This window comes from Rhodococcus sp. MH15, from assembly GCF_019266045.1.
In the GTDB taxonomy this organism is placed as follows: domain Bacteria; phylum Actinomycetota; class Actinomycetes; order Mycobacteriales; family Mycobacteriaceae; genus Rhodococcus_F; species Rhodococcus_F qingshengii.
This window is the reverse complement of sequence record NZ_LPNP01000068.1, coordinates 110,984-129,849: the sequence shown is the minus strand read 5'-3', so window position 1 is coordinate 129,849 and position 18,866 is coordinate 110,984. Positions and strand designations below refer to the sequence as shown.

Genomic DNA, 18,866 nt, shown 5'->3' with positions numbered 1-18,866 from the left:
CCGTGTGCCTATGCATCCCGCCTGTTCACGACGACGATGCTGAGACCGAATACGACGAGCACGAAGAGGGCGAAGTAGATCAGGCTGCCCCAGGGTCCCCAGTGGAAATCGACGCTACCGCCGGAACCGAGAAAATTGTTGGCGTTCATGAACGGCAGGAACGGCATGATCTTCTCGCCGATACTTCCGAACAGGTTGAAAAGATTCTCGATCAGCAAGGGCCACAACAGCAGAAGCGCGATCGCACCTGCAGACTGCCGGAGCAACGCGCCGACTCCGACTGCTAGAACTACGCAGAAGAACGCGTAGATCGGTATTCCGTAGACGACCCGCCAGTTCTCGTCGCCGGACAGAGTCAGGAATCTTCCGGCGTCACCTGATGTGGCCTTCGTGAGGCCGAAGGCGCCGAACGACAACACGAGAGTCAGCACCGCTCCGAACCCACCGATGAGGCCCGCTTTGGCGATGAGCACCGAGGCGCGGTTCGGAACCGCCTGGAAGGTGGTGCGGATTGTCCCGAAACGATATTCGCTGGTGATCGCGAGAGCCGCCATGATCATCAGAACCAACACACCGAAGCCGGTCACTCCACTGAGTGCCCCCGAAACTGTCGGCATCATTGCACCGTTGGGGCTGCTGAGCGACGACTTGGCGCTCAGTCCGAAAACGGTAGCGAGTCCCAACCCGAGCACGATGATGATGACCGAGCACCACAGCGGCGACTTGGTCGTGGTGATCTTGATACGTTCAGCACTGAGAACAGCCATTACAGTGCACCTCCCATAGCCTGCTGCGTGTTTGCCTGCTGTGTATTTGCGTGGTGTGCACCGACACCCGGATCGATACCGGATGCGTGGTACTGGACATCGTCCCCGGTCAACTTCATGAACGCATCCTCGAGCGACCCCTGCTGAGAAGCCAACTCGTACAACACGATCCCCTGCGAACCAGCCAACCCACCGATCACATCGGTGGTCGAATCCACCACCACCAATGCCGGGGCAACACCGGAACCGTCCTCACGCACCGTCAACCCCTGCGAGAGCAACACACTGCGCAACGCATCGAGCTGAGGACTACGCACCCGCACCGTCGACTCCGACGAACGATCCACGAACTCCGCCACCGTCGAATCCGAAATCAACCGACCCCGACCGATCACCACCAACTGCTCCGCCGTGAGCGCCATCTCCGACAGAAGGTGACTCGACACCAGCACCGTGCGGCCCTCGGCCGCCAACCGCTGCATGAACTTACGAATCCAGACGATGCCCTCCGGATCGAGACCGTTGACCGGCTCGTCGAACAACAACACCTTCGGATCCCCCAACAACGCACCCGCCAACCCCAGACGCTGCGACATACCCAACGAGAACCCGCCGGCCTTCTTGCCCGCCACCTCGGACAATCCGACCAACCCGAGCACCTCGTCGACGCGGGACTTCGGGATCCCGTTCGAAGCAGCCATCCACTGCAGATGCGCACGCGCACTGCGATTGGGGTGCACCCACTTCGCATCCAGCAACGCACCCACCGTCCGCAACGGCGTCTTGAGCTCCCGGTACGGCTTGCCCTCGATCAACGCCGCACCCGACGTCGGCTGATCCAAACCCAGGATCATCCGCATCGTCGTCGACTTACCGGCACCGTTCGGGCCCAGGAAGCCCGTCACGATGCCCGGCTTGACCGTGAACGACAAATCGTCCACCGCTTTCGTCGGTCCGTAAACCTTGGTCAATCCCCTCAGCTCGATCATGAGGACCAGTCAACCACGAAAACCGAACTGTCGGAACTTTCAGACGCCAACGGAGAAAGGCGTTGCGTCCGTTCGCTGTCGAGGCTAGTATCGAATGTATGTTCGACACTACCGGGGGGTAAAAGTGACGACGCAAGTATCTGGACAGGCGATATCCAAACAGGCGATATCCGAAGAGACCATCGGACAATTCCGGGCATCACTCGCCAGCATGGATCGATCCATCGACAACGCAGCACGCGTGGATCTTCTGCGCGCATTGGAAGAGTTGAAGGCCAGTTGCGCTGGTGCCCAGGCATTGCTGGCTGCCGATCTCGACGCGTTCACCCGCAACGACCGCGGCGAACGGGGAGTGCCGCGCGCATACCAAGGCCGTGGAATCAACGCGCAGATTGCCCTCGCACGGCGAGAGTCGGCTTGGTTCGGAACTCAGCATCTGAACCTGGCCCGCGCACTGAACGACGAGATGCCTCACACACTTCGACTACTCGTCGACGGCTCCATCAGTGAGCATCAAGCGACGATCCTCATGCGCGAGACTTCATGTCTCACCGCCCAGGATCGCGCTACATTGGATCGCGAGTTCTGCTGCGACGCTGCAATCTTGGACGGATGCGGCAACCATCAACTGACACAAAGAATCCGCGCACGCACTGCCGAAATAGACTCCGATAGTATTGCCAGACGAGCACGCAAAGCCGTGGGAGACAGACGAGTGACGTCACGGCCTGCGCCCGACACGATGTGCTGGCTCAATGTGTTCCTTCCCGTGGCCGAAGGTATCGCCGTGCACGCCACGCTCAGGCGCGACGCAGATTCCGTACTTGCCGGCGGGGACAAGCGCACCCGAGCGCAAATCATGGCTGATCTCCTGGTCGAGCGAGTTACCGGAATCGGCCGCGCCACACCGACACCCGTCACCGTGAATCTGGTTGTCTCCGACCAGTCATTGTTGGGCGAAAATTCCGACCCGGCGTACGTCCACGGGTACGGACCTGTACCAGCCGCTATTGCACGCGAATGGATCACCAAGGCCAGCGAAGACTCCGAAACGGTGGCAACGCTCCGAAAGCTCTACGCACGCCCCGATACGGGCGCGCTGACCGCAATGGAATCCACGGCGAGAACCTTCCCGAAGGGGTTGGCGCGATTGATCGAACTCCGTGATCGAAGCTGCCGTACTCCGTGGTGCGACGCGCCGGTTCGCCACCGCGACCACATTCGCGATCACTCGAGGGGTGGCCTCACCAGCGCAGCCAACGGTGCCGGGTTGTGTGCGGCATGCAATTACGCGAAACAGGGCTCGGACTGGACTGCCGAACCTGTACCAGGTAACCGGCACACCTTCACCACAACGACACCTACCGGGCACCGGTATTCGTCTGAGGCTCCGCCACTTCCGGCACCCTGGACCAGTCCGGATGCGGCCTAAGTTCCTCGGTGAGCCAATGCGTTCACGAACACCTCGGAAATCTCCGAGGGGTCACGAGCGATGTACGTCGAACCGCCCGTCACGCGGGAGATATCGGCGAGCGCCGCCGCATCTGCGTCATCGGTGATGCCGATGGTGACGATGATGACCGGACGCGCCGGATCCTGCTCGCGTGCAAGAACATCGAGCAACTGTTCACGGCTGATGCTGTCAGGATCTTCGTTTGCGCCGTCGGTCAAGATGATGACACTGTTGACTGCTCGCGGATCGTACGATTCCTGAACCTTACGGAATGCGGCCAGCGTCGTGTCGTACAAACCTGTGGCGCCACGTTTGAGTTCGGTGAGCCGGTTCGCCTGATCTGCCATCAACTTTCGTTGAGTCACACCGTCGACGATCGTGTCGTAGCGCCTGATCGGCACCAATTCCTGGAAGTCCTGGGTTCCGTTCATACCTTGGGAAAACGCCCAGAGACCGGCAGCGACGCTGTCTGGGAAGACCTGATTGCCGGCCAGAGCAGCAGCAGTGGTCAACTGCATGCGCGTCTTGCCGCCTGCCGCCGGGTAGTCCATCGACGCAGACACGTCGATCGCAACGAGTGTCCGGATCGGCTTGGCCATCAGAGCCCAAGCGCCCAGCGTTTGATCGGCCACCGACTGTTCGGACACGGTCAGTGCCGTGACGTCACCGACCCCACCTTCGACGGCTCCACCGCCGGAAGTACGGAACCCGCTGCGCGTCAGCACTTCCTGAGCAGATTCACTGTGCAACAGCTCGGCGATGGCGTCACTCTTCTTGGCTGCGGCGTAGTGCCGGTCCGGTGCCGAAGCACTGACCACCAGGGGGTAATCCATGATCATGGTTCCCGTCGCCGGTACTGTCGCGGAAATCTTCGACTCGGCCTTCGTGAACTCGACGACCTGTTGCTCGGTCGAAACACCGACCTTTCCGGAGCTGACCAATTCGGTGAGCATCTTCTGTCCCACCGGCTGCTCTTCGGTACGAACACTCTCCGCTTGCGCATGGGGTACGAGTGCCGCTCGAACGGATTCGGAGGTGGCCCCGGTCTCCGCGAGAGCTCCGAGAATGGGCGCCGACGCAACCCCTGTGAACAACGGATTGCCCAACGCCAGATCGGGAACCTGTAGCGCCGTGAGCCAACTGGCAAACTGTTCGCCACCGCCGGAGGCAAGTACGACAGGCGAGGTGGCGATCGAACCGCCGGCGGCAGCGACCGGCCCTTTGGCCGTCAATGCAGCTTTGCCCACCCACGCTGTCGAATCCGGTATCCACATGTCCGGCGCGTCCACGCCCTTACCCAGGGTTCCCGCAACGTCCCCGGGCAGCGCAGAAGTGACCGTGATCCGTGAACAGCCTGTCTGCTCCGGCGACGATTCTGCGAGGATCTCCGTGACTGCCGGCGCGATCGCAGGATCCGCTGCCAGCGAGTACTCGTCGACGCTCTCGCAGGAATCGGACTGTGTTGCCTTGAAGACCACCACCCCGGTGGCGACTACCGCGACGGCAACCAACCCACCCACTGCGTAGAACCCGATCGACCGCCCGCTGTCAGGACTCGAATGCCGTCCGCCCGCCATGAAATCTGCCCTTCCGAGGCCACTCGCACTCAGGCATACCGACGGTATGCGCGCGACTGGAACTGTCCCTACCGGGCGGTAGTGTAGCCAAGAACACAGAAATTCCAACTAGCGCTGAATCGTCGGAGAACCGGCGAGCCCACATTTCGGGACAGGCCGGCCGAATTCACGAACCTTCAAGCGTCGCAGCGACTTTTCAGCAAACCGACCTGCCTAGAGCAGCTCACGCTTCTGAACCTTGCCCATCGCGTTACGTGGCAGAGTCTCGGCAAATCGAACCTCACGGGGACGCTTGTGCGCCGACAACTCCGCCCCGACCAACTCGACCAATTCGGCTTCGGTGACCTCGGGAGTCCCGGGCTTACGGACTACGACGGCGATGATCCGTTGCCCCAGATCGGCGTCGGGGACACCGATCACCGCAACTTCGGACACCGAAGGGTGCCCGAGGATGGCGGTCTCGATCTCGCCGGCGCCGACTCTGAATCCACCGGATTTGATCAAGTCGATGGATTCGCGGCCGACGATTCGGTGGAACCCACCCTCGTCGATGACGGCGACGTCACCGGTCTTGAAGTAGCCGTCCTCCGTCCAGGACTCGGCGGTTGCGTCCGGACGGTTCAAGTAGCCGTCGAAAAGCATCGGCCCACGTACCTGTAGGCCGCCGATACTCTCGCCGTCGTGCGGCACATTGTTGCCCTTCTCGTCACGAAGACGAGTCTCGACTCCGCGCAGCGGCACGCCGACCCACCCCGGGCGTCGCTCGCCGTCGAAACGCGTGCTCAGGGTCAGCATCGTCTCACTCATGCCGTAACGCTCGATGGGCATCAATCCTGTTCGCTCCCGCAGCTTTTCGAAGACCGGCACGGGAAGCGGCGCACTACCGGAGACCAGAAGTCGGGCACCGGACAACGCGCGGGCAGCTTCTTCGTCTTCGGCGATACGCGACCAGACGGTGGGGACACCGAAGTAGAGGGAGCCTTTGGCCCTTGCGTAGTTTTCCGGCGTCGGCTTGACGGTGTGGATCACCCGGCTGCCGATCCGGAGGGGGCCGAGGATTCCGAGAATCAGTCCGTGCACGTGGAAGAGCGGAAGCCCGTGTACGAGGGTGTCTCGCCACGTCCAGTCCCAGGCCTCGGCGAGCGCGTCGAGCCCGGCTGCGATAGCCGAGCGACTGAGCAGAACGCCCTTCGGTGGGCCGGTAGTTCCGGACGTGTACAGGACGAATGCTGTGGACTGCGGTGCCGGTTCGGGATAGCTGTGCCACGAGCGAGCGTGCAATCGGACGGGAACCACGGGCAGGCCTTCGCAGTGGTCGTCCGTTTCGCCGAGCCACGCCTGGGCACCGGAGTCACGCAGAATGTGCTCTCGCTCAGCCTTCCCCGAGTCCGGCGGGACCGGCACAACGGTGACGCCGGCAATCAACGCCCCGACGACGGCGAGAATCGTTTTTGCTGTGGGAGTTGCCAATACGGCAACCCGATCGGCCTGCGCCACTCGCTCCGCGACCGAGGTCGCGGCACCGAGAATGGCACTCCGCGAGAGAACCGTGTCACCGATCGTCACGGCGTCATCGAGGTCGTCACCGCGGGCAACAGCAAGGGGGTTCAAGGATCTCAGCAGCACCACGACAGCATCTCACAGCGCGGATGGTCGCAAACTTTCTCCTGCCCGACGCGCGTCCATCGAGTGCGGAGGGAACAGCGTCACCAGCGCAGCCCCCAAGAGCGCCCCGGAAAGCACCGCGAATCCGTGTGCGTCGTCGACCGTCACCAATGTTGCGCCGCCGACGACAATCACGACCGTCAGAACAATCTCAGGCATTCGCGGGCGCACCAGAACGCCGATCCCCGCGGCCGCCGCTGCCAGAGCAAGCGTGGCACCGGAGTTGCCTGCGCCGGTCGACGGGAAGACTGCGGTGGTGAGCAAACCGAACAACAGTTGACCGAGCAGGAAGAGAGCCCAGCCACGTGCGGCGCCCCAGAGCCGAAACGCAAGCGGTGCAACCACGGCCAGCGTCGCGAGATTGGTGACAGTTCCTGCGGCCCCTCCGTCCTGAACGAGCACGGAGGTCAGAATGCGCCACCATTGCCCGTCACGAATCAACGCGGGATCACGACGAAACATCTCGAGCAGTCCCGGCATCGCCGCCTGCAAGATGGAAGGCACTGCAACCATCAGCCAGAGGAGAGCTGCCGAGAGTGGGAATTCTCCGAAAACTCGACGACTTTTCAACCACACGAGCATCAGTGCAACCGAGGCAGCAACGACAGCAAAAATCAGTACCGCGTCCAAGCCGCCGGTCCCTGAGGTGGTCACAGCGCGACCTTACATCGGACCGATACCGACATCAGGGAACCTGACACCTGGGAAAGCACACGATTCAGGCGGAGAGGCGCTTTGCTGCCGCGGCGATTCGTTCGTCTGTTGCAGTGAGCGCGATCCGCACGTGCTTGCTCCCGCTCGGTCCGTAGAACTCACCGGGGGCAACGAGGATCCCACGATCGGCGAACCAACTGACCGTCGCTCGACATTCCTCGCCGCGCGTCGCCCAGAGGTACAGACCTGCCTCGGAATTGTCGACGGTGAATCCGGCGCCTCGAACAGCTTCGATCAACACACTACGACGCTCGCGGTACCGCTCGCGCTGGATGTTCTCGTGTTGGTCGTCGCCCAAGGCTGCGGTCATCGCCGCCTGGATCGGTAGCGGCAGGATCATGCCCGCATGCTTGCGCACCTCGAGCAGTTCCGACACCAGAGCCGGATCACCGGTGACGAACCCGGCGCGATAGCTCGCGAGATTGGACGTCTTCGAAAGTGAGTGGACCGCAAGCAAACCGGTCAGATCACCGTCGTTGACACGAGGATCGAGAATGGAGAGCGCATCGGCTTCCCACGTCAATCCGAGGTAGCACTCGTCGGAGACGACGATGGCGCCGCGCTCGCGCGCCCAGGCCACGACCTTCTGCAAGTGCTCGAGGCCGAGCACCTTGCCGGTGGGATTCGAGGGCGAGTTCACGAAGATCATCGCCGCCGACTCGGGACCGAGCTTGTTCAAGCCGTCGGCGCGCAGGACGCGAGCACCTGCCAGTTTCGCTGCGACCTCGTACGTCGGGTACGCCAACTCCGGAATGACCACCAGATCGCCGGCTCCGAGACCGAGCAATTTCGGCAGCCACGCGATCATTTCCTTGGTACCGATGGCCGGCAGCACCGCTGCCGGATCGACGTCGGGAATGTTGTAGCGGCGATCCAGTGACTCCGCCACGGCCTCGCGAAGCGCGAGCGTGCCATGAGTCGTCGGGTATCCGGGCACCTCGGCAACAGAGGCCAGAGCCTCCTGAATCACCGGGTCCACCGGATCCACCGGCGTCCCCACGGACAGGTTCACGATGCCGTCGGGATGAGAGTGCGCCTTCGCCGTGACATCGGCGAGCGAATCCCACGGAAAATCAGGAAGCCCAGCGGCCACCGGAGTACGAGACAAGATCTCTATTCCTCACCCATGGGAGGCAGCGCTTTGATAAACGGCGTGTCGTAGTCGACCTTGCCGAGCTTGGCCGCTCCACCCGGCGAGCCGAGATCGTCGAAGAAATCGACGTTGGTGCTGATGTACGCGTTCCACTGGTCCGGGACGTCGTCTTCGTAGAAGATGGCTTCGACGGGACAGACAGGCTCACACGCGCCGCAGTCGACACACTCGTCGGGGTGGATGTAAAGCATGCGTCCACCCTCGTAGATGCAGTCGACAGGGCATTCTTCGATGCACGCCTTGTCCATCACATCTACACACGGTTCAGCAATCGTGTAGGTCACTGCCGATCTCCCTGCCTTCCTGTCGTGCATCGCCGCCGCAACACGCAGTTGCAAGGGGCCGAAAATCCGATACGACTCTCACGTACCGCGGGAACAGCCTATTATCCCCCTGCCGACCGACTCTGAGCAGGCGGGGGTAACACATTTCAGCCTACTGCGGTGAAGTTCCTCGACCGAATCGCGATCCACTTCTCCCCCAGAGCGGCCGCGCGTACCAGTGCGCCCCGCTCACCGAGGTAATCCGCCACGACGCCGACCACCGGAATCTTGCCGATGATCTCGTACGGTTTTGTCCGAGACGGCCGCTTGTGCAACTCGTCCGTGATGGCACGAAAAGTCTTGGACGTGCGCCACAACGTTCCGATGAGCGCGAACGGGCGCCAGGTCTCGTCGGCGCCGCCGGCTGATTTCTCGGCGAAGTCTTCTCCGGTGAGAAGCTCTCGAGACTTCGTCTCACGCCGGCACAGCACCGACGCCAGGAGGTCCACCTGCTGATCCCGTTCGGTCACTCCGTGTTCACGGGCAACCGCAACGAGCACAACGGCCTGATTCGCGAAGGCCAGCAGGTCCTGGATCGGCAACCGATTGAGGAGGACGCCGAAGATGCCGGGAAACGCGACGGCGACGGTGTTGAGTGCACCCAACCGGGTCGTCCACCACTTCGAGCGCTGCTCGTCGGTCATCACCGACCACGCCGCCGTCCCGGGGAACTTGACGACGTCGAGGACCCAAGCGGCCGCGTCCAACACCATCGCAGCAGCGTTTCGCTCGGGATCGGTCGGCTCGAACGTCCGACGCTTGATACCGAGCGGATCGCTGTAGGCGAGGTCGAGAACCGGGTTGATCCCCCACACCGCTCGATCGAGAACCTCGACGACCTTGCGGTCCCCCAGTACGTCAGCCATCAGGCAATCGCTCCTTCGCGTCGTGCATGTGTGGTGGTTCGTTCGCGTGCCGGGCGTCCGATTCCCTCGGCGATGGCGCGCAGTTCTGCCACGGTCTTCTCGGAACCGTGTTCCGAGCCGGCCATCCGCGAGATCGTCTCTTCCATCAGCGTTCCGCCGAGGTCGTTGGCGCCGCCGTTGAGCATCATCTGCGTTCCGGTGATGCCAAGTTTGACCCAGCTGGTCTGGATATTGGGTATGCGGCCGTGCAGCATGATGCGTGCCAACGCGTGCGCAGCGCGGTTGTCCCGATTGGTCGGCCCTGGCCGGGAAGCGCCCGCCAGGTACAGGGGCGCGCTCTGGTGAACGAACGGCAGCAGCACGAACTCCGTGAATCCGCCTGTACGGTCCTGGATTCCGCGAAGAACGTTCAGGTGCCCGACCCAATGGTGCGGCTGATCGACATGCCCGTACATCATCGTCGAACTCGACCGCAGCCCCACCTCGTGCGCCGTGGTGACCACTTCGATCCATTCCGCCGTCGGCAGTTTGCCCTTGGTGAGGATCCAGCGCACCTCGTCGTCGAGGATCTCCGCTGCCGTACCGGGAATGGTGTCCAGGCCCGCCTCACGAAGGGCCGTCAGCCAATCCCTGATGCTCTCACCACTGCGCGATGCACCGTTCACGATCTCCATCGGAGAGAACGCGTGGACGTGCATCGACGGCACGCGCTTCTTGACGGCCCGGACCAGGTCGGCGTAACCGGTGACGGGAAGTTCCGGATCGATACCGCCCTGCATGCACACCTCGGTTGCGCCGGCGACGTGCGCTTCCCACGCACGGTCGGCGACCTGCTCTGCCGACAGCGTGAACGCGTCGGCGTCACCCTTGCGCTGCGCGAACGCACAGAATCGGCAGCCCGTGTAGCAGATGTTGGTGAAGTTGATGTTCCGGTTCACCACGTAGGTGACGTCCTCGCCGACGGCATCCTTGCGCAGCGCATCCGCCAGTGCCACAACGGCTTCCAGGCCCGGGCCCTCCGCCGTGGCAAGGGCCAGGTACTCGTCGTCGGAACATCCGGCCGGGTCGCGTTCGGCACTGCGGAGCGCAGCCAGCAGATCGGTGTCGACGCGAATCGGAGCACTGAGTTCGAGGACCTGTTCGCGCACGGTCTCCCAGTCGCCGAACGCACTGCCCAGGTCACTGCGGGTCTCGGTGTTGCGCCCGTCCGTGTCGATCTCGGTATTGAGATCGACGCGTCCGCTCGATTCCCACGACTCGTCCGGTTCCTGCCACGGCCGGCCCACCGGCTTGGTGTCGGGCAGGGCGAGGCCGGTCTTGGGATCCGCCAGCGCCTGCACGTGACCCGCAATGCGCGGATCGATCCACGGAGCCCCGGCCAGGACATATGCCGGCTGAGCCGCAGTGCGTTCGGTCAGCGTGAAGCCGCCCTCGGCGCTGATCTCGGCCAAGGTCTCTAGATTCGGCCAGGGACGCTCGGGGTTGACGTGATCGGGGGTCAACGGTGATACCCCGCCCCAGTCGTCCACGCCTGCGCCGAGCAGCGCGAGGCACTCGCTGTTCGAGACGAGATTCGGCGGACTCTGGATCCGCATCGTCGGCCCGAGCAGCAGGCGTGCGACGGCGATGGCCGCGAGAAACTCGTCGAGTCCAGCATCAGGGGTATTGCGCATCGCGGTATCAGGCTTGGCCAGGAAGTTCTGAATGATCACTTCCTGGATGTGGCCGAACGCCTTCTGCGACTTGCGTATCGCCATGATCGACTCGGCACGCTCGAGGAAGTTCTCCCCGATGCCCACAAGAATTCCCGTGGTGAAGGGGATGTTCAGTCGGCCTGCGTCGGTCAGGGTGCGCAGCCGAACCGCAGGGTCCTTGTCCGGGCTGCCGTAGTGGCATTCACCCTTGTCGGTGAACAGCCGGGTAGCGGTCGTCTCGAGCATCATGCCCATCGACGGCGCAACGGGCTTGAGCCGCGAGAGTTCCTGCCAGCTCATCACACCGGGATTGAGGTGTGGGAGCAGGCCTGTCTCCTCGAGTACCCGGATCGACATCGCTCGCACGTAGTCGAGGGTGGAGTCGTAGCCGCGTTCGTCCAGCCATTGCTTGGCTTCCGGCCAGCGAGCCTCGGGGCGATCCCCCAGCGTGAACAACGCTTCCTTGCAGCCCAATTCGGCGCCTGCCCGGGCAATGTCCAAAACCTCGTCCGGTTCCAGGAACATGCCGTGCCCAGCGGCACGCAGCTTCCCCGGCACCGTGACGAATGTGCAGTAGTGGCACTTGTCCTGGCACAGACGGGTCAGCGGAATGAAAACTTTTCGCGAATACGTCACGGTGTTCGGCCGACCCGCTGCCAGCAGACCGGCATCGCGAACCTTGGCCGCCGAAGAACACAGATCGGTCAGATCGGTTCCCCGTGCCTGCAGCAGCGTTGCCGCCTCGTCGACGTTCAGGGTCGCTCCGTCGCGTGCACGACGGAGAACTCGCCGCATCGCCGACGCTGACGGGCCGGGCGACGGACTGGACGAGGCGGACGCGGAAATACCTGGCATCGGAAGCATGGTGGGTTTGCCGGAGTCATCACCAGTTCGGTTCACCTAGCGATCATGCGCCATGTGGGACGACGAGTGCCACCCGGTGCCAGAAGTAGGAGGCCTCACCGCCCCGACACCGCCTCGATCACGACGGCCGGTAGTCGTCGTCGACCGCAACCTCGACTCGTTGATCCACCACGTCAGCCACTGGCGCGTCGAGCGGAATGTCGGTCAGATCGGGTTCTTCAGGGGCGTTCGGATCTACGGGTGTCGATTGTTCGAGCGCATCTGATTCCGGAGCCTCCGGGTCGAATGTCGCATCTTGTTCGGTCATCACGTGCTCCCTTCGCGGTCGCCACACTCCACGATAGGGCCGATGTCGACAGATCGCCCCTCACTCGACCAAAGTAGTGCCCATGACTGCGCCGCAACCGCTGACCATGGCCGACCCCTTATGGCGACCCAGCACCAAAGCCCCGAGGCTGTGGGCAATCACTGCCTCACTGTTCTGGGTACCCGTCATCGTCGCCGAAATCGTCTGTGCCGTCTTGGTACCCGGAATCCCGTCCTGGGTGGTCGGCACCGTATTCGCAGTCACCGTACTCTTCGCTGCCACCTACATTCTGATGGTCCCGGCGTGGCGGTATCGGGTCCACCGATGGGAGATCAGTGACACCGCGGTATACACCCGCACCGGCTGGTTCACCCAGGAGCGACGCATCGCACCGATCTCGCGCGTGCAGACCGTGGACACCGAGCGCGGACCGATCGACCGCATGTTGGGTCTGGCAACCGTCACGGTCACGACAGCGTCGTCGGCCGGGGCCGTGAAGATCTCCGCACTCGACCAGGAAGTCGCCGACCGCACGGTGGCTCAACTGACGGAGATCGCGGGTACCAACGTGGGAGACGCGACGTGAACGAGAAACAGTTGGGCGACCCGACCGCGATCGAGATCCCGGTAGAGGCGGAAACGGCAGCTGCCGAGGCCGCGGAAGAGGAACAGCCCTGGCTCCGCCTCGACCGACGCATGCTTCTGGTCCACCCCGTCAACGAAGTCGTCAAACTGCTCCCGGTCCTACTCGTCTCCGTAGTTCTCGGCCGCCAATCCGGAAACCACTGGTGGGGACTCGGCGTCGTCACTCTGCTCGTCATCTTCGGTTTGTTGCGGTATTTCACCACCACGTACCGAATCGGACCCGTCCACGTTCAACTGCGCACCGGGGTCTTCCAGAAAAAGCTGCTCTCCGTCCCGCGTAGCCGCATCCGATCCGTCGACGTCGAGGCCGGGGTCATGCACCGGTTGCTCGGACTGTCGATCGTGCGCATCGGTACCGGCCAGCGCGCCGGGAGCGGCCACGATTCGAACAAGTTCGAGCTCAACGCCCTGTCGACCGCCCTGGTTCCGGACCTACGCGCCGCACTGTTGGCCGGCGCCCAGCAAGCACGGCGACTGGAAACCCCGGGCACGCCGGTCGAAAGCATCACCGAACCGGTCGACACCGAAATCGGTCACTGGGAACCGAGTTGGGTTCGCTACGCCCCCTTTTCGTTCACCGGAATCGCCATCATCGCAGCCATCATCGGCATCTCGTTCCAATACGGCATCGGCGCTGCCGTCGCGAAATCCTCGGCAGTGAGCGACAGCTTCGACTCACTCGAGAGCCTCGGCATCGCACTGATGGTCGTCATCGCACTCGTCGTGCTGCTGGTGCTGTCGAGTGCACTCGCCTGCGTCCAGTACCTGATCGCGTTCGGCAACATGAAACTCACCGACAACGGCCGCATCCTGCATGTCAGTCACGGCCTGTTGAAGACTCGGCAAACCACACTCGACCGCGCCCGCCTCCGTGGCACGACGCTCAAGGAACCGCTCCTGCTGCGATTGGCCCGCGGCGCGCGGCTCGACGCCATCATGACCGGGGTCAGCGCCGAGAAGAAGGAATCTTCGCTACTGCTCCCGCAGGGACCGCGCAGGGAAGCCGAGCGAGTGATGGCCACCGTGATCGGTGACTCACGCCAGGCGTCCGCCCCGCTGATCCCGCACGGCCCGGCCGCGCGGCGTCGCCGGTACACCCGAGCACTGTTCCTCGCCGCGGTGGCGTTCCTGGTCTGTGTGGCGTGCGCGGCTTCTGGACTCGATGTACCGATCTACGCGTGGTTCGGGGTCGCCGTACTCGCCATCGGTGGCACCGCCCTCGCCTACGACCGATACAAGGGCCTCGGCCACGCAGTACTACCCGGATGGTTGATCACCCGAAACGGCTCGCTCGATCGCCAGCGTCACAGTCTCGAATCCGAAGGTGTCATCGGATGGACGGTGCGCGAGACGTTCTTCCAACGACGCGCGGGAGTGGCAACCGTCGTCGCCGCGACGCCCGCCGGCACCGGAAGCTACGAGGTGATCGATCTCCCCGCCGAGAACGCGTGGGAATTGATCGAAGCCGTCACTCCGGGCGGTGGCGACGTGTGGGCAGGTCGTCGATGATGAGCCTCGCCAGCGAACCGAGACGCGATCGCTCGGGCTGGATGGTCGGAACACCGAGGAGTTCCAGCGGAGCGGCCGTGACCGGTCCGACGCAGTAGGTCGGTACCGGTCCGCGCATCGCTGCGACGAACCGCTCCAGCTCGCCCATTTCTTTTGCCGTGCTGAGCATCGAGGAGACCGCGGGGGCACTGGTGAAGGTCAGCGCGTCGATCGCACCGGAACGAACTGCAGCGACCAACGCGCGGACCGGCGACTGATCCGGCGGCCGGATCCACCGATAGACCGATACCGGAGTGACAACCGCGCCGATGTCGGCGAGGGAGGCGCTCAGGTCCGTCAACGGCTCCCATTCGGTGATGGTGCCGTGCAACTGGACTGCGATGCGCAAGCCTGCCACTCCCTCGCTTCCGAGATGTGCCAGAACTTCCTCGGACGACTCACCCGAAGGCGACCATTCCTCGCGCAGTCCGGCGCCTCGGATGGCGCCCGTCGCCTTGGGGCCGCGGGCGATGATGCGCGTGTGGGCGAGCGCCCCGAGGAACTCCTCGGTCAAACCCCACGAGGCGACGGCCTCGAGCCAACCCCTGAAGCCGATCCCGGTACTGATCACGACCAATTCCGGAGGATCGGCAATCAACGCGGACGTCTGAGTCCTCAGGTCTCGATCGTCCACCAAGGGCAGCACATGGATCACCGGTGTCCGCACGATCTCCGCGCCTCGACGTTCGAGGAGCGTCGCAAATTCTTCGACACGCCGTTCTGCGGTCAAGGCGATAGTCGCACCCGCCAAATCATGTTCAGCCACAGGCTGAGTGTCCCTTATGCACGGGTCAGTTTCCTACGCGCGCGCCGAGAACTATTGCGAGCTGAGGGTGGCAAGTCTGTTGATCGCCACTTTGAAGAGGAAAACGGCGGCCGGAGCGATCGCACCGACCAGCAGCAGGAAGGTCAGAGGGGACGAAAGCACGAGTACGTCGCCGCCGGGGCCGCCCACCATGCACACCAAGAACCCGACGATCCAACCGGCGAGCGGCAATGCGGCCCTACCCGGCGTCGTAACCGTGCGGGCGGCGATCACCAATACGAGGTTCGCGGTCGCGGCTACGAGAATGCTGATGGGAAATGCCGTCGTACCGAGATGAGTCGGCAAGAACAGGACGGACAACACCGCGCACAAGAATCCGTCGAAAATCAGGACGCCGAGGATGACAGGGTCGAGCCACGACAGCGACGTTCCTGTCGAGGCGTCCGTGTTGTTCTCGACGGTCGTCATGGTTTTGATAGTGGTCTATCGGTCGTCATCGCGCGAGCGCGGGGTCCCTCCCGACAAGCACCCCGGCTCGCGCCCGAAAAGCACGAAGCTGATCAGGGAACCGGCGGGAACCCGAGCAGAGTCAGCAAATGACTCTGCTGATCTGCGAATGCGTAGAGCGACCCGTAATACAAGTCGTGGTAATAACCAGCCATCGGACGCAACGAATCGACGAAGGCGACGATCTGGTTTTGCAGGTCCCAGTTGTACATTTCTTCAGCCCCCAGGCTTTGCTGTTACCGAAAGGACCACCCATCCGGTGACACGCATCACACACCACTACGGCGTCGATCGCAATGCCTGTGAGCCGACGCCCAGGTCAGCTGTGCAGCCCGCCGAACAGATCGCGCTCGCGGCCGTCCTCACCCACCGGACCGAGCGCGCCGGCGGCCAATACGAAATGCTCGACCGTCAGGATCGGTTGGACCACGTTGTTCGACAATGCGAACTCGGCTCGGCTCGGGGCTACCGTCACCTGAGTGGCGTGGGCGCTCAATGCCCTCGCCTTCGCATCGATGACGCCTCGAACGTCGATTGCCGTCGTCACGTCTGTGTCCTCGACGCTCGGCAATTCCCCGGGCTCGGGCAGACGCCAGTTCTCCGGGAACTCGGAAATCGCCGCGATGCCGCGTTCGAGTCCGCTGCGCTCGGTCACGGTCCAGTAGAACTTCGGAGTCGACCACGGCTCGCCGGTCTCGGGATACGCGGTCGTTCCTGCAGCTTCGACGGCCGCTGTCGTGATCGCGTGCGCCTGGATGTGGTCCGGGTGCCCGTAGCCGCCGTTGGGGTCGTACGTGATCACGACGTGCGGCCGAATCTCACGAATGACGGCGACCACCGCGCCGACTGCTTCGTCGAGTCGAGCATTGACAAAAGCACGGGGATTGGCGGCCGAAGGTGTGCCGATCATTCCGGAGTCGCGATACCGACCGGCATCGGCGAGGAAGCGAGGAGCGGCACTGCCCAAAGCCGACAAAGCAGCGCTCAGTTCCGCGATCCGGTAGCCACCGAGTTGATCGGCCTCGGAAGCCACGAGCCCGGCCCACGCATCACCGATCACTTCGCCTTCCTCCCCCAACGTGCAGGTGAGGACTGTGACCTCGACGCCTTCGGACGCGTATCGCGCGATGGTGCCACCGGTGGTGATCGTTTCGTCGTCCGGATGTGCGTGTACCAACAGAAGTCGCTTCGCCGACGCGGTCACTTTTCCACCCTCACCCAGTCCGTAGCGTTTCCGAATATCCCCACCTGCACCGGCCCGTCGAGGACCACGCCCTCGACTCCGGTCCCGACCGCGACCAGCGCTCGGCTCTGCACGATCGGCAAAACCGCCGCAAGATCCCACAGCTTGGGTTCCGCATCGGCGATCAACGACCCCAGATCCCCGATGCCACTGAGCGCTTCGTCGATCCGACCTTGCAACGCCGGATCACACAGCCCGGACAGGTTGCTCGGAGCCTCGACGCTTGTCGTTCGGATGGGCTCCGGTGTCTGCGACGGCGTCGGTGCGGGCACTGCCGAACTTGTTGCCGGAGTGGAAGGTGCGCTCGGGCAACTGAACCGCGAGGCCAGCGAAGTGGCCGTGTCGGCGCCTGCCCGGCTCCAACCGACGATCATGTCGACGCGTCCTGTCGTCAGGTCCTCGCCGTAGAGTTCCTCCGGCGCCACCGATTCGACGGTCGCCAGGATTCCCACGTCACGCAATTCGTCGGCAGCGGTGTTTGCCACGGCGATCGCGATGTCGTCGTTTTCGGGAGCGCCGATCAGCAGTGTCAACTGGGCGCCGTCACGGACGATCGATCCGACCGTTCCAGTGCCCGTGACGATTCCGGTGGGCGGTGCCGTCAGGTAGCCGGCTGCAGTCAGCTCGCCCAGTGCTTGCTCCCTGGTCGGTTTCGGCGGCGCGGTGGGCGCATATCCCGGATCCGACGGAGCGAGGATCTGAGCTTTCACCGGGGCCGACGCCGATTCACTCCCTGCCGCCACCACGGCGAGCAGGTCCGGATCGAGCAGTCCCAGAACACCTTTACGCACCCGAACATCCGCGAAGTTCTTGCTTCGCCCGTTCACGTTGATGTCGAGAGTGCGCGGAACGTAGGAGAATGCCGTCCTGACACCCGGGATTGCAGACAGCTGAATATCCGTGGCACTACCCGAATGAACCTGCGCCACTTGGGCATCGTCGGTACGCAGCGCATCCGCCAACTGTGCAGCCGTTCCTCCGCGTCGCAGAACTATCTGATCCGGGTCTGAAGGCTTGCCCCAGAATCGGTCGTTGCGTTCGAGCACGATTTCGTCCCGGCCGCGGTCGACCGAGCGCACGTGAAAGTGGGCTCCCGACACCGGAATCCCCTCACTCAGGCCGGTGCTGAAACCGCCGGGAGTGTCCTTGATCAGGTGGGACGGAAGAATATCGGTGAACAACTCTCGCCATGCCGGATACGGCGCACGCATCACGACGTTGACCGTTTTGCCGCCGCCGGACGAGTTCACGTCGTCGATCATCTGATAGCCCGCGGGATTGACCACACCGGGAACCGAGATCATCTGCTGCCACAGGTAGCGAAAGTCTTCTGCCGCAATGGGAGCGCCATCCGACCATTGGGCTTCGTTGCGCAGTTGGTAGCGAATCGTGAACGGGGCCTCCGACGTCACTTCAGCGGAAACGAGGAAAGAATCGTCGATCGCCCACTCCGTCGCGCCAGGTTGTGTGGGCGAATTGATCGGGCGAAACGCACTGGGCAGTACGAGGTTGCCGACTGCGGAGTTGACCGGCGACTGATCCGCGAGCAGGTGCGGGTTGAATCCGCCTCCCACCTCGTCGATTGCCACAGTGACCTGCTTCATCGCCGGAACGACCGGAGTCGGTGTGGGCTTGACGGTTTCGGTGCTCTCGACCGGAGGCGGCGGATCGGCTGTACATGCAGTCAGTGACAACGCCGTCACTGCCACTGCCAACGCCAGGTAGCGACGTCCTGAGGCCACAGACAATTCCTTCCGTACGGGGCCGCGTCGCCCCTTTGCAACT

The 18,866-nt window shown here is 63.4% G+C and carries 18 protein-coding genes; 3 read left to right on the top strand and 15 right to left on the bottom strand.

What is annotated here, in order from left to right:
- Positions 1-8: 8 nt before the first annotated feature.
- Both ATN37_RS17775 and ATN37_RS17770 read right to left on the bottom strand, forming a co-directional pair.
- Positions 9-767, bottom strand: a complete 759-nt coding sequence (locus ATN37_RS17775; RefSeq protein WP_064689318.1) for an ABC transporter permease — start codon at positions 765-767, stop codon at positions 9-11.
- Positions 767-1,756, bottom strand: coding sequence for an ABC transporter ATP-binding protein (locus tag ATN37_RS17770; RefSeq protein ID WP_058038516.1), 990 nt, complete (start codon positions 1,754-1,756; stop codon positions 767-769). The genes ATN37_RS17775 and ATN37_RS17770 overlap by 1 nt, the downstream gene beginning before the upstream one ends.
- 211 nt (positions 1,757-1,967) lie before the next feature.
- Between ATN37_RS17770 and ATN37_RS17765 the strand changes: the two genes are divergently transcribed.
- The gene (locus ATN37_RS17765) at positions 1,968-3,188 is read left to right on the top strand and encodes an HNH endonuclease signature motif containing protein (protein ID WP_007726246.1); all 1,221 of its coding nucleotides are present in this window, start codon (positions 1,968-1,970) and stop codon (positions 3,186-3,188) included.
- Here the strand turns inward: ATN37_RS17765 and ATN37_RS17760 are convergent.
- The 8 genes from ATN37_RS17760 to ATN37_RS17725 form a co-directional block, all read right to left on the bottom strand.
- On the bottom strand, positions 3,185-4,786 hold the full coding sequence (locus ATN37_RS17760) for a substrate-binding and VWA domain-containing protein (protein ID WP_204855544.1): 1,602 nt from the start codon (positions 4,784-4,786) through the stop codon (positions 3,185-3,187). The genes ATN37_RS17765 and ATN37_RS17760 overlap by 4 nt on opposite strands.
- A 213-nt stretch (positions 4,787-4,999) precedes the next feature.
- Positions 5,000-6,412 carry an acyl-CoA synthetase gene (locus ATN37_RS17755; protein ID WP_209920268.1) on the bottom strand — a complete coding sequence of 471 codons (1,413 nt, stop codon included), beginning with the start codon at positions 6,410-6,412 and terminating at the stop codon, positions 5,000-5,002.
- A gap of 12 nt (positions 6,413-6,424) precedes the next feature.
- Entirely contained in the window at positions 6,425-7,105 is a 681-nt protein-coding gene (locus ATN37_RS17750; protein WP_007726255.1) for a hypothetical protein, read from the bottom strand.
- A 64-nt stretch (positions 7,106-7,169) separates the two neighbouring features.
- Positions 7,170-8,273: a succinyldiaminopimelate transaminase gene (gene dapC, locus ATN37_RS17745; RefSeq protein ID WP_039972669.1), complete on the bottom strand. Its 1,104-nt coding sequence runs from the start codon at positions 8,271-8,273 to the stop codon at positions 7,170-7,172.
- A gap of 5 nt (positions 8,274-8,278) precedes the next feature.
- Entirely contained in the window at positions 8,279-8,602 is a 324-nt protein-coding gene (fdxA, locus tag ATN37_RS17740) for a ferredoxin (RefSeq protein WP_003945248.1), read from the bottom strand.
- Positions 8,603-8,748: 146 nt separating this feature from the next.
- On the bottom strand, positions 8,749-9,507 hold the full coding sequence (locus tag ATN37_RS17735) for a hypothetical protein (RefSeq protein ID WP_030536220.1): 759 nt from the start codon (positions 9,505-9,507) through the stop codon (positions 8,749-8,751).
- Entirely contained in the window at positions 9,507-12,065 is a 2,559-nt protein-coding gene (locus ATN37_RS17730) for a bifunctional FO biosynthesis protein CofGH (protein ID WP_003945208.1), read from the bottom strand. Before ATN37_RS17730 ends, ATN37_RS17735 begins: the two co-directional genes overlap by 1 nt.
- Before the next feature lie 118 nt (positions 12,066-12,183).
- Positions 12,184-12,372 carry a hypothetical protein gene (locus ATN37_RS17725; RefSeq protein ID WP_003945217.1) on the bottom strand — a complete coding sequence of 63 codons (189 nt, stop codon included), beginning with the start codon at positions 12,370-12,372 and terminating at the stop codon, positions 12,184-12,186.
- 82 nt (positions 12,373-12,454) lie between these two features.
- Here ATN37_RS17725 and ATN37_RS17720 point away from each other — a divergent pair, with 82 nt between their 5' ends.
- Both ATN37_RS17720 and ATN37_RS17715 read left to right on the top strand, forming a co-directional pair.
- Positions 12,455-12,958 carry a PH domain-containing protein gene (locus ATN37_RS17720; protein ID WP_042926352.1) on the top strand — a complete coding sequence of 168 codons (504 nt, stop codon included), beginning with the start codon at positions 12,455-12,457 and terminating at the stop codon, positions 12,956-12,958.
- Positions 12,955-14,526: a PH domain-containing protein gene (locus tag ATN37_RS17715; RefSeq protein ID WP_308125220.1), complete on the top strand. Its 1,572-nt coding sequence runs from the start codon at positions 12,955-12,957 to the stop codon at positions 14,524-14,526. Before ATN37_RS17720 ends, ATN37_RS17715 begins: the two co-directional genes overlap by 4 nt.
- Here the strand turns inward: ATN37_RS17715 and ATN37_RS17710 are convergent.
- From ATN37_RS17710 to ATN37_RS17690, 5 genes are all read right to left on the bottom strand, one after another.
- Positions 14,486-15,331: a uroporphyrinogen-III synthase gene (locus ATN37_RS17710; protein ID WP_007726271.1), complete on the bottom strand. Its 846-nt coding sequence runs from the start codon at positions 15,329-15,331 to the stop codon at positions 14,486-14,488. The two genes, ATN37_RS17715 and ATN37_RS17710, sit on opposite strands and share 41 nt — an antisense overlap.
- A gap of 51 nt (positions 15,332-15,382) precedes the next feature.
- Entirely contained in the window at positions 15,383-15,799 is a 417-nt protein-coding gene (locus ATN37_RS17705; RefSeq protein ID WP_030536224.1) for a hypothetical protein, read from the bottom strand.
- A 92-nt stretch (positions 15,800-15,891) separates the two neighbouring features.
- On the bottom strand, positions 15,892-16,050 hold the full coding sequence (locus ATN37_RS17700) for a hypothetical protein (RefSeq protein ID WP_003945210.1): 159 nt from the start codon (positions 16,048-16,050) through the stop codon (positions 15,892-15,894).
- A gap of 107 nt (positions 16,051-16,157) precedes the next feature.
- Entirely contained in the window at positions 16,158-17,042 is an 885-nt protein-coding gene (mshB, locus tag ATN37_RS17695) for an N-acetyl-1-D-myo-inositol-2-amino-2-deoxy-alpha-D-glucopyranoside deacetylase (RefSeq protein WP_030536225.1), read from the bottom strand.
- On the bottom strand, positions 17,039-18,823 hold the full coding sequence (locus ATN37_RS17690) for an ABC transporter family substrate-binding protein (RefSeq protein WP_030536226.1): 1,785 nt from the start codon (positions 18,821-18,823) through the stop codon (positions 17,039-17,041). The genes mshB and ATN37_RS17690 overlap by 4 nt, the downstream gene beginning before the upstream one ends.
- Positions 18,824-18,866: the final 43 nt, after the last annotated feature.

What these genes read in the sequence shown, in the direction of transcription:
- ATN37_RS17735 (WP_030536220.1), bottom strand. Translation starts at nt 9,507, where the DNA reads ATGGCTGACGTACTGGGGGACCGCAAGGTCGTCGAGGTTCTCGATCGA.
- ATN37_RS17725 (WP_003945217.1), bottom strand. Translation starts at nt 12,372, where the DNA reads ATGACCGAACAAGATGCGACATTCGACCCGGAGGCTCCGGAATCAGAT.
- ATN37_RS17730 (WP_003945208.1), bottom strand. Translation starts at nt 12,065, where the DNA reads ATGCTTCCGATGCCAGGTATTTCCGCGTCCGCCTCGTCCAGTCCGTCG.
- ATN37_RS17700 (WP_003945210.1), bottom strand. Translation starts at nt 16,050, where the DNA reads ATGTACAACTGGGACCTGCAAAACCAGATCGTCGCCTTCGTCGATTCG.
- ATN37_RS17770 (WP_058038516.1), bottom strand. Translation starts at nt 1,756, where the DNA reads ATGATCGAGCTGAGGGGATTGACCAAGGTTTACGGACCGACGAAAGCG.
- ATN37_RS17760 (WP_204855544.1), bottom strand. Translation starts at nt 4,786, where the DNA reads ATGGCGGGCGGACGGCATTCGAGTCCTGACAGCGGGCGGTCGATCGGG.
- ATN37_RS17705 (WP_030536224.1), bottom strand. Translation starts at nt 15,799, where the DNA reads ATGACGACCGTCGAGAACAACACGGACGCCTCGACAGGAACGTCGCTG.
- ATN37_RS17775 (WP_064689318.1), bottom strand. Translation starts at nt 767, where the DNA reads ATGGCTGTTCTCAGTGCTGAACGTATCAAGATCACCACGACCAAGTCG.
- ATN37_RS17765 (WP_007726246.1), top strand. Translation starts at nt 1,968, where the DNA reads ATGGATCGATCCATCGACAACGCAGCACGCGTGGATCTTCTGCGCGCA.
- ATN37_RS17720 (WP_042926352.1), top strand. Translation starts at nt 12,455, where the DNA reads ATGACTGCGCCGCAACCGCTGACCATGGCCGACCCCTTATGGCGACCC.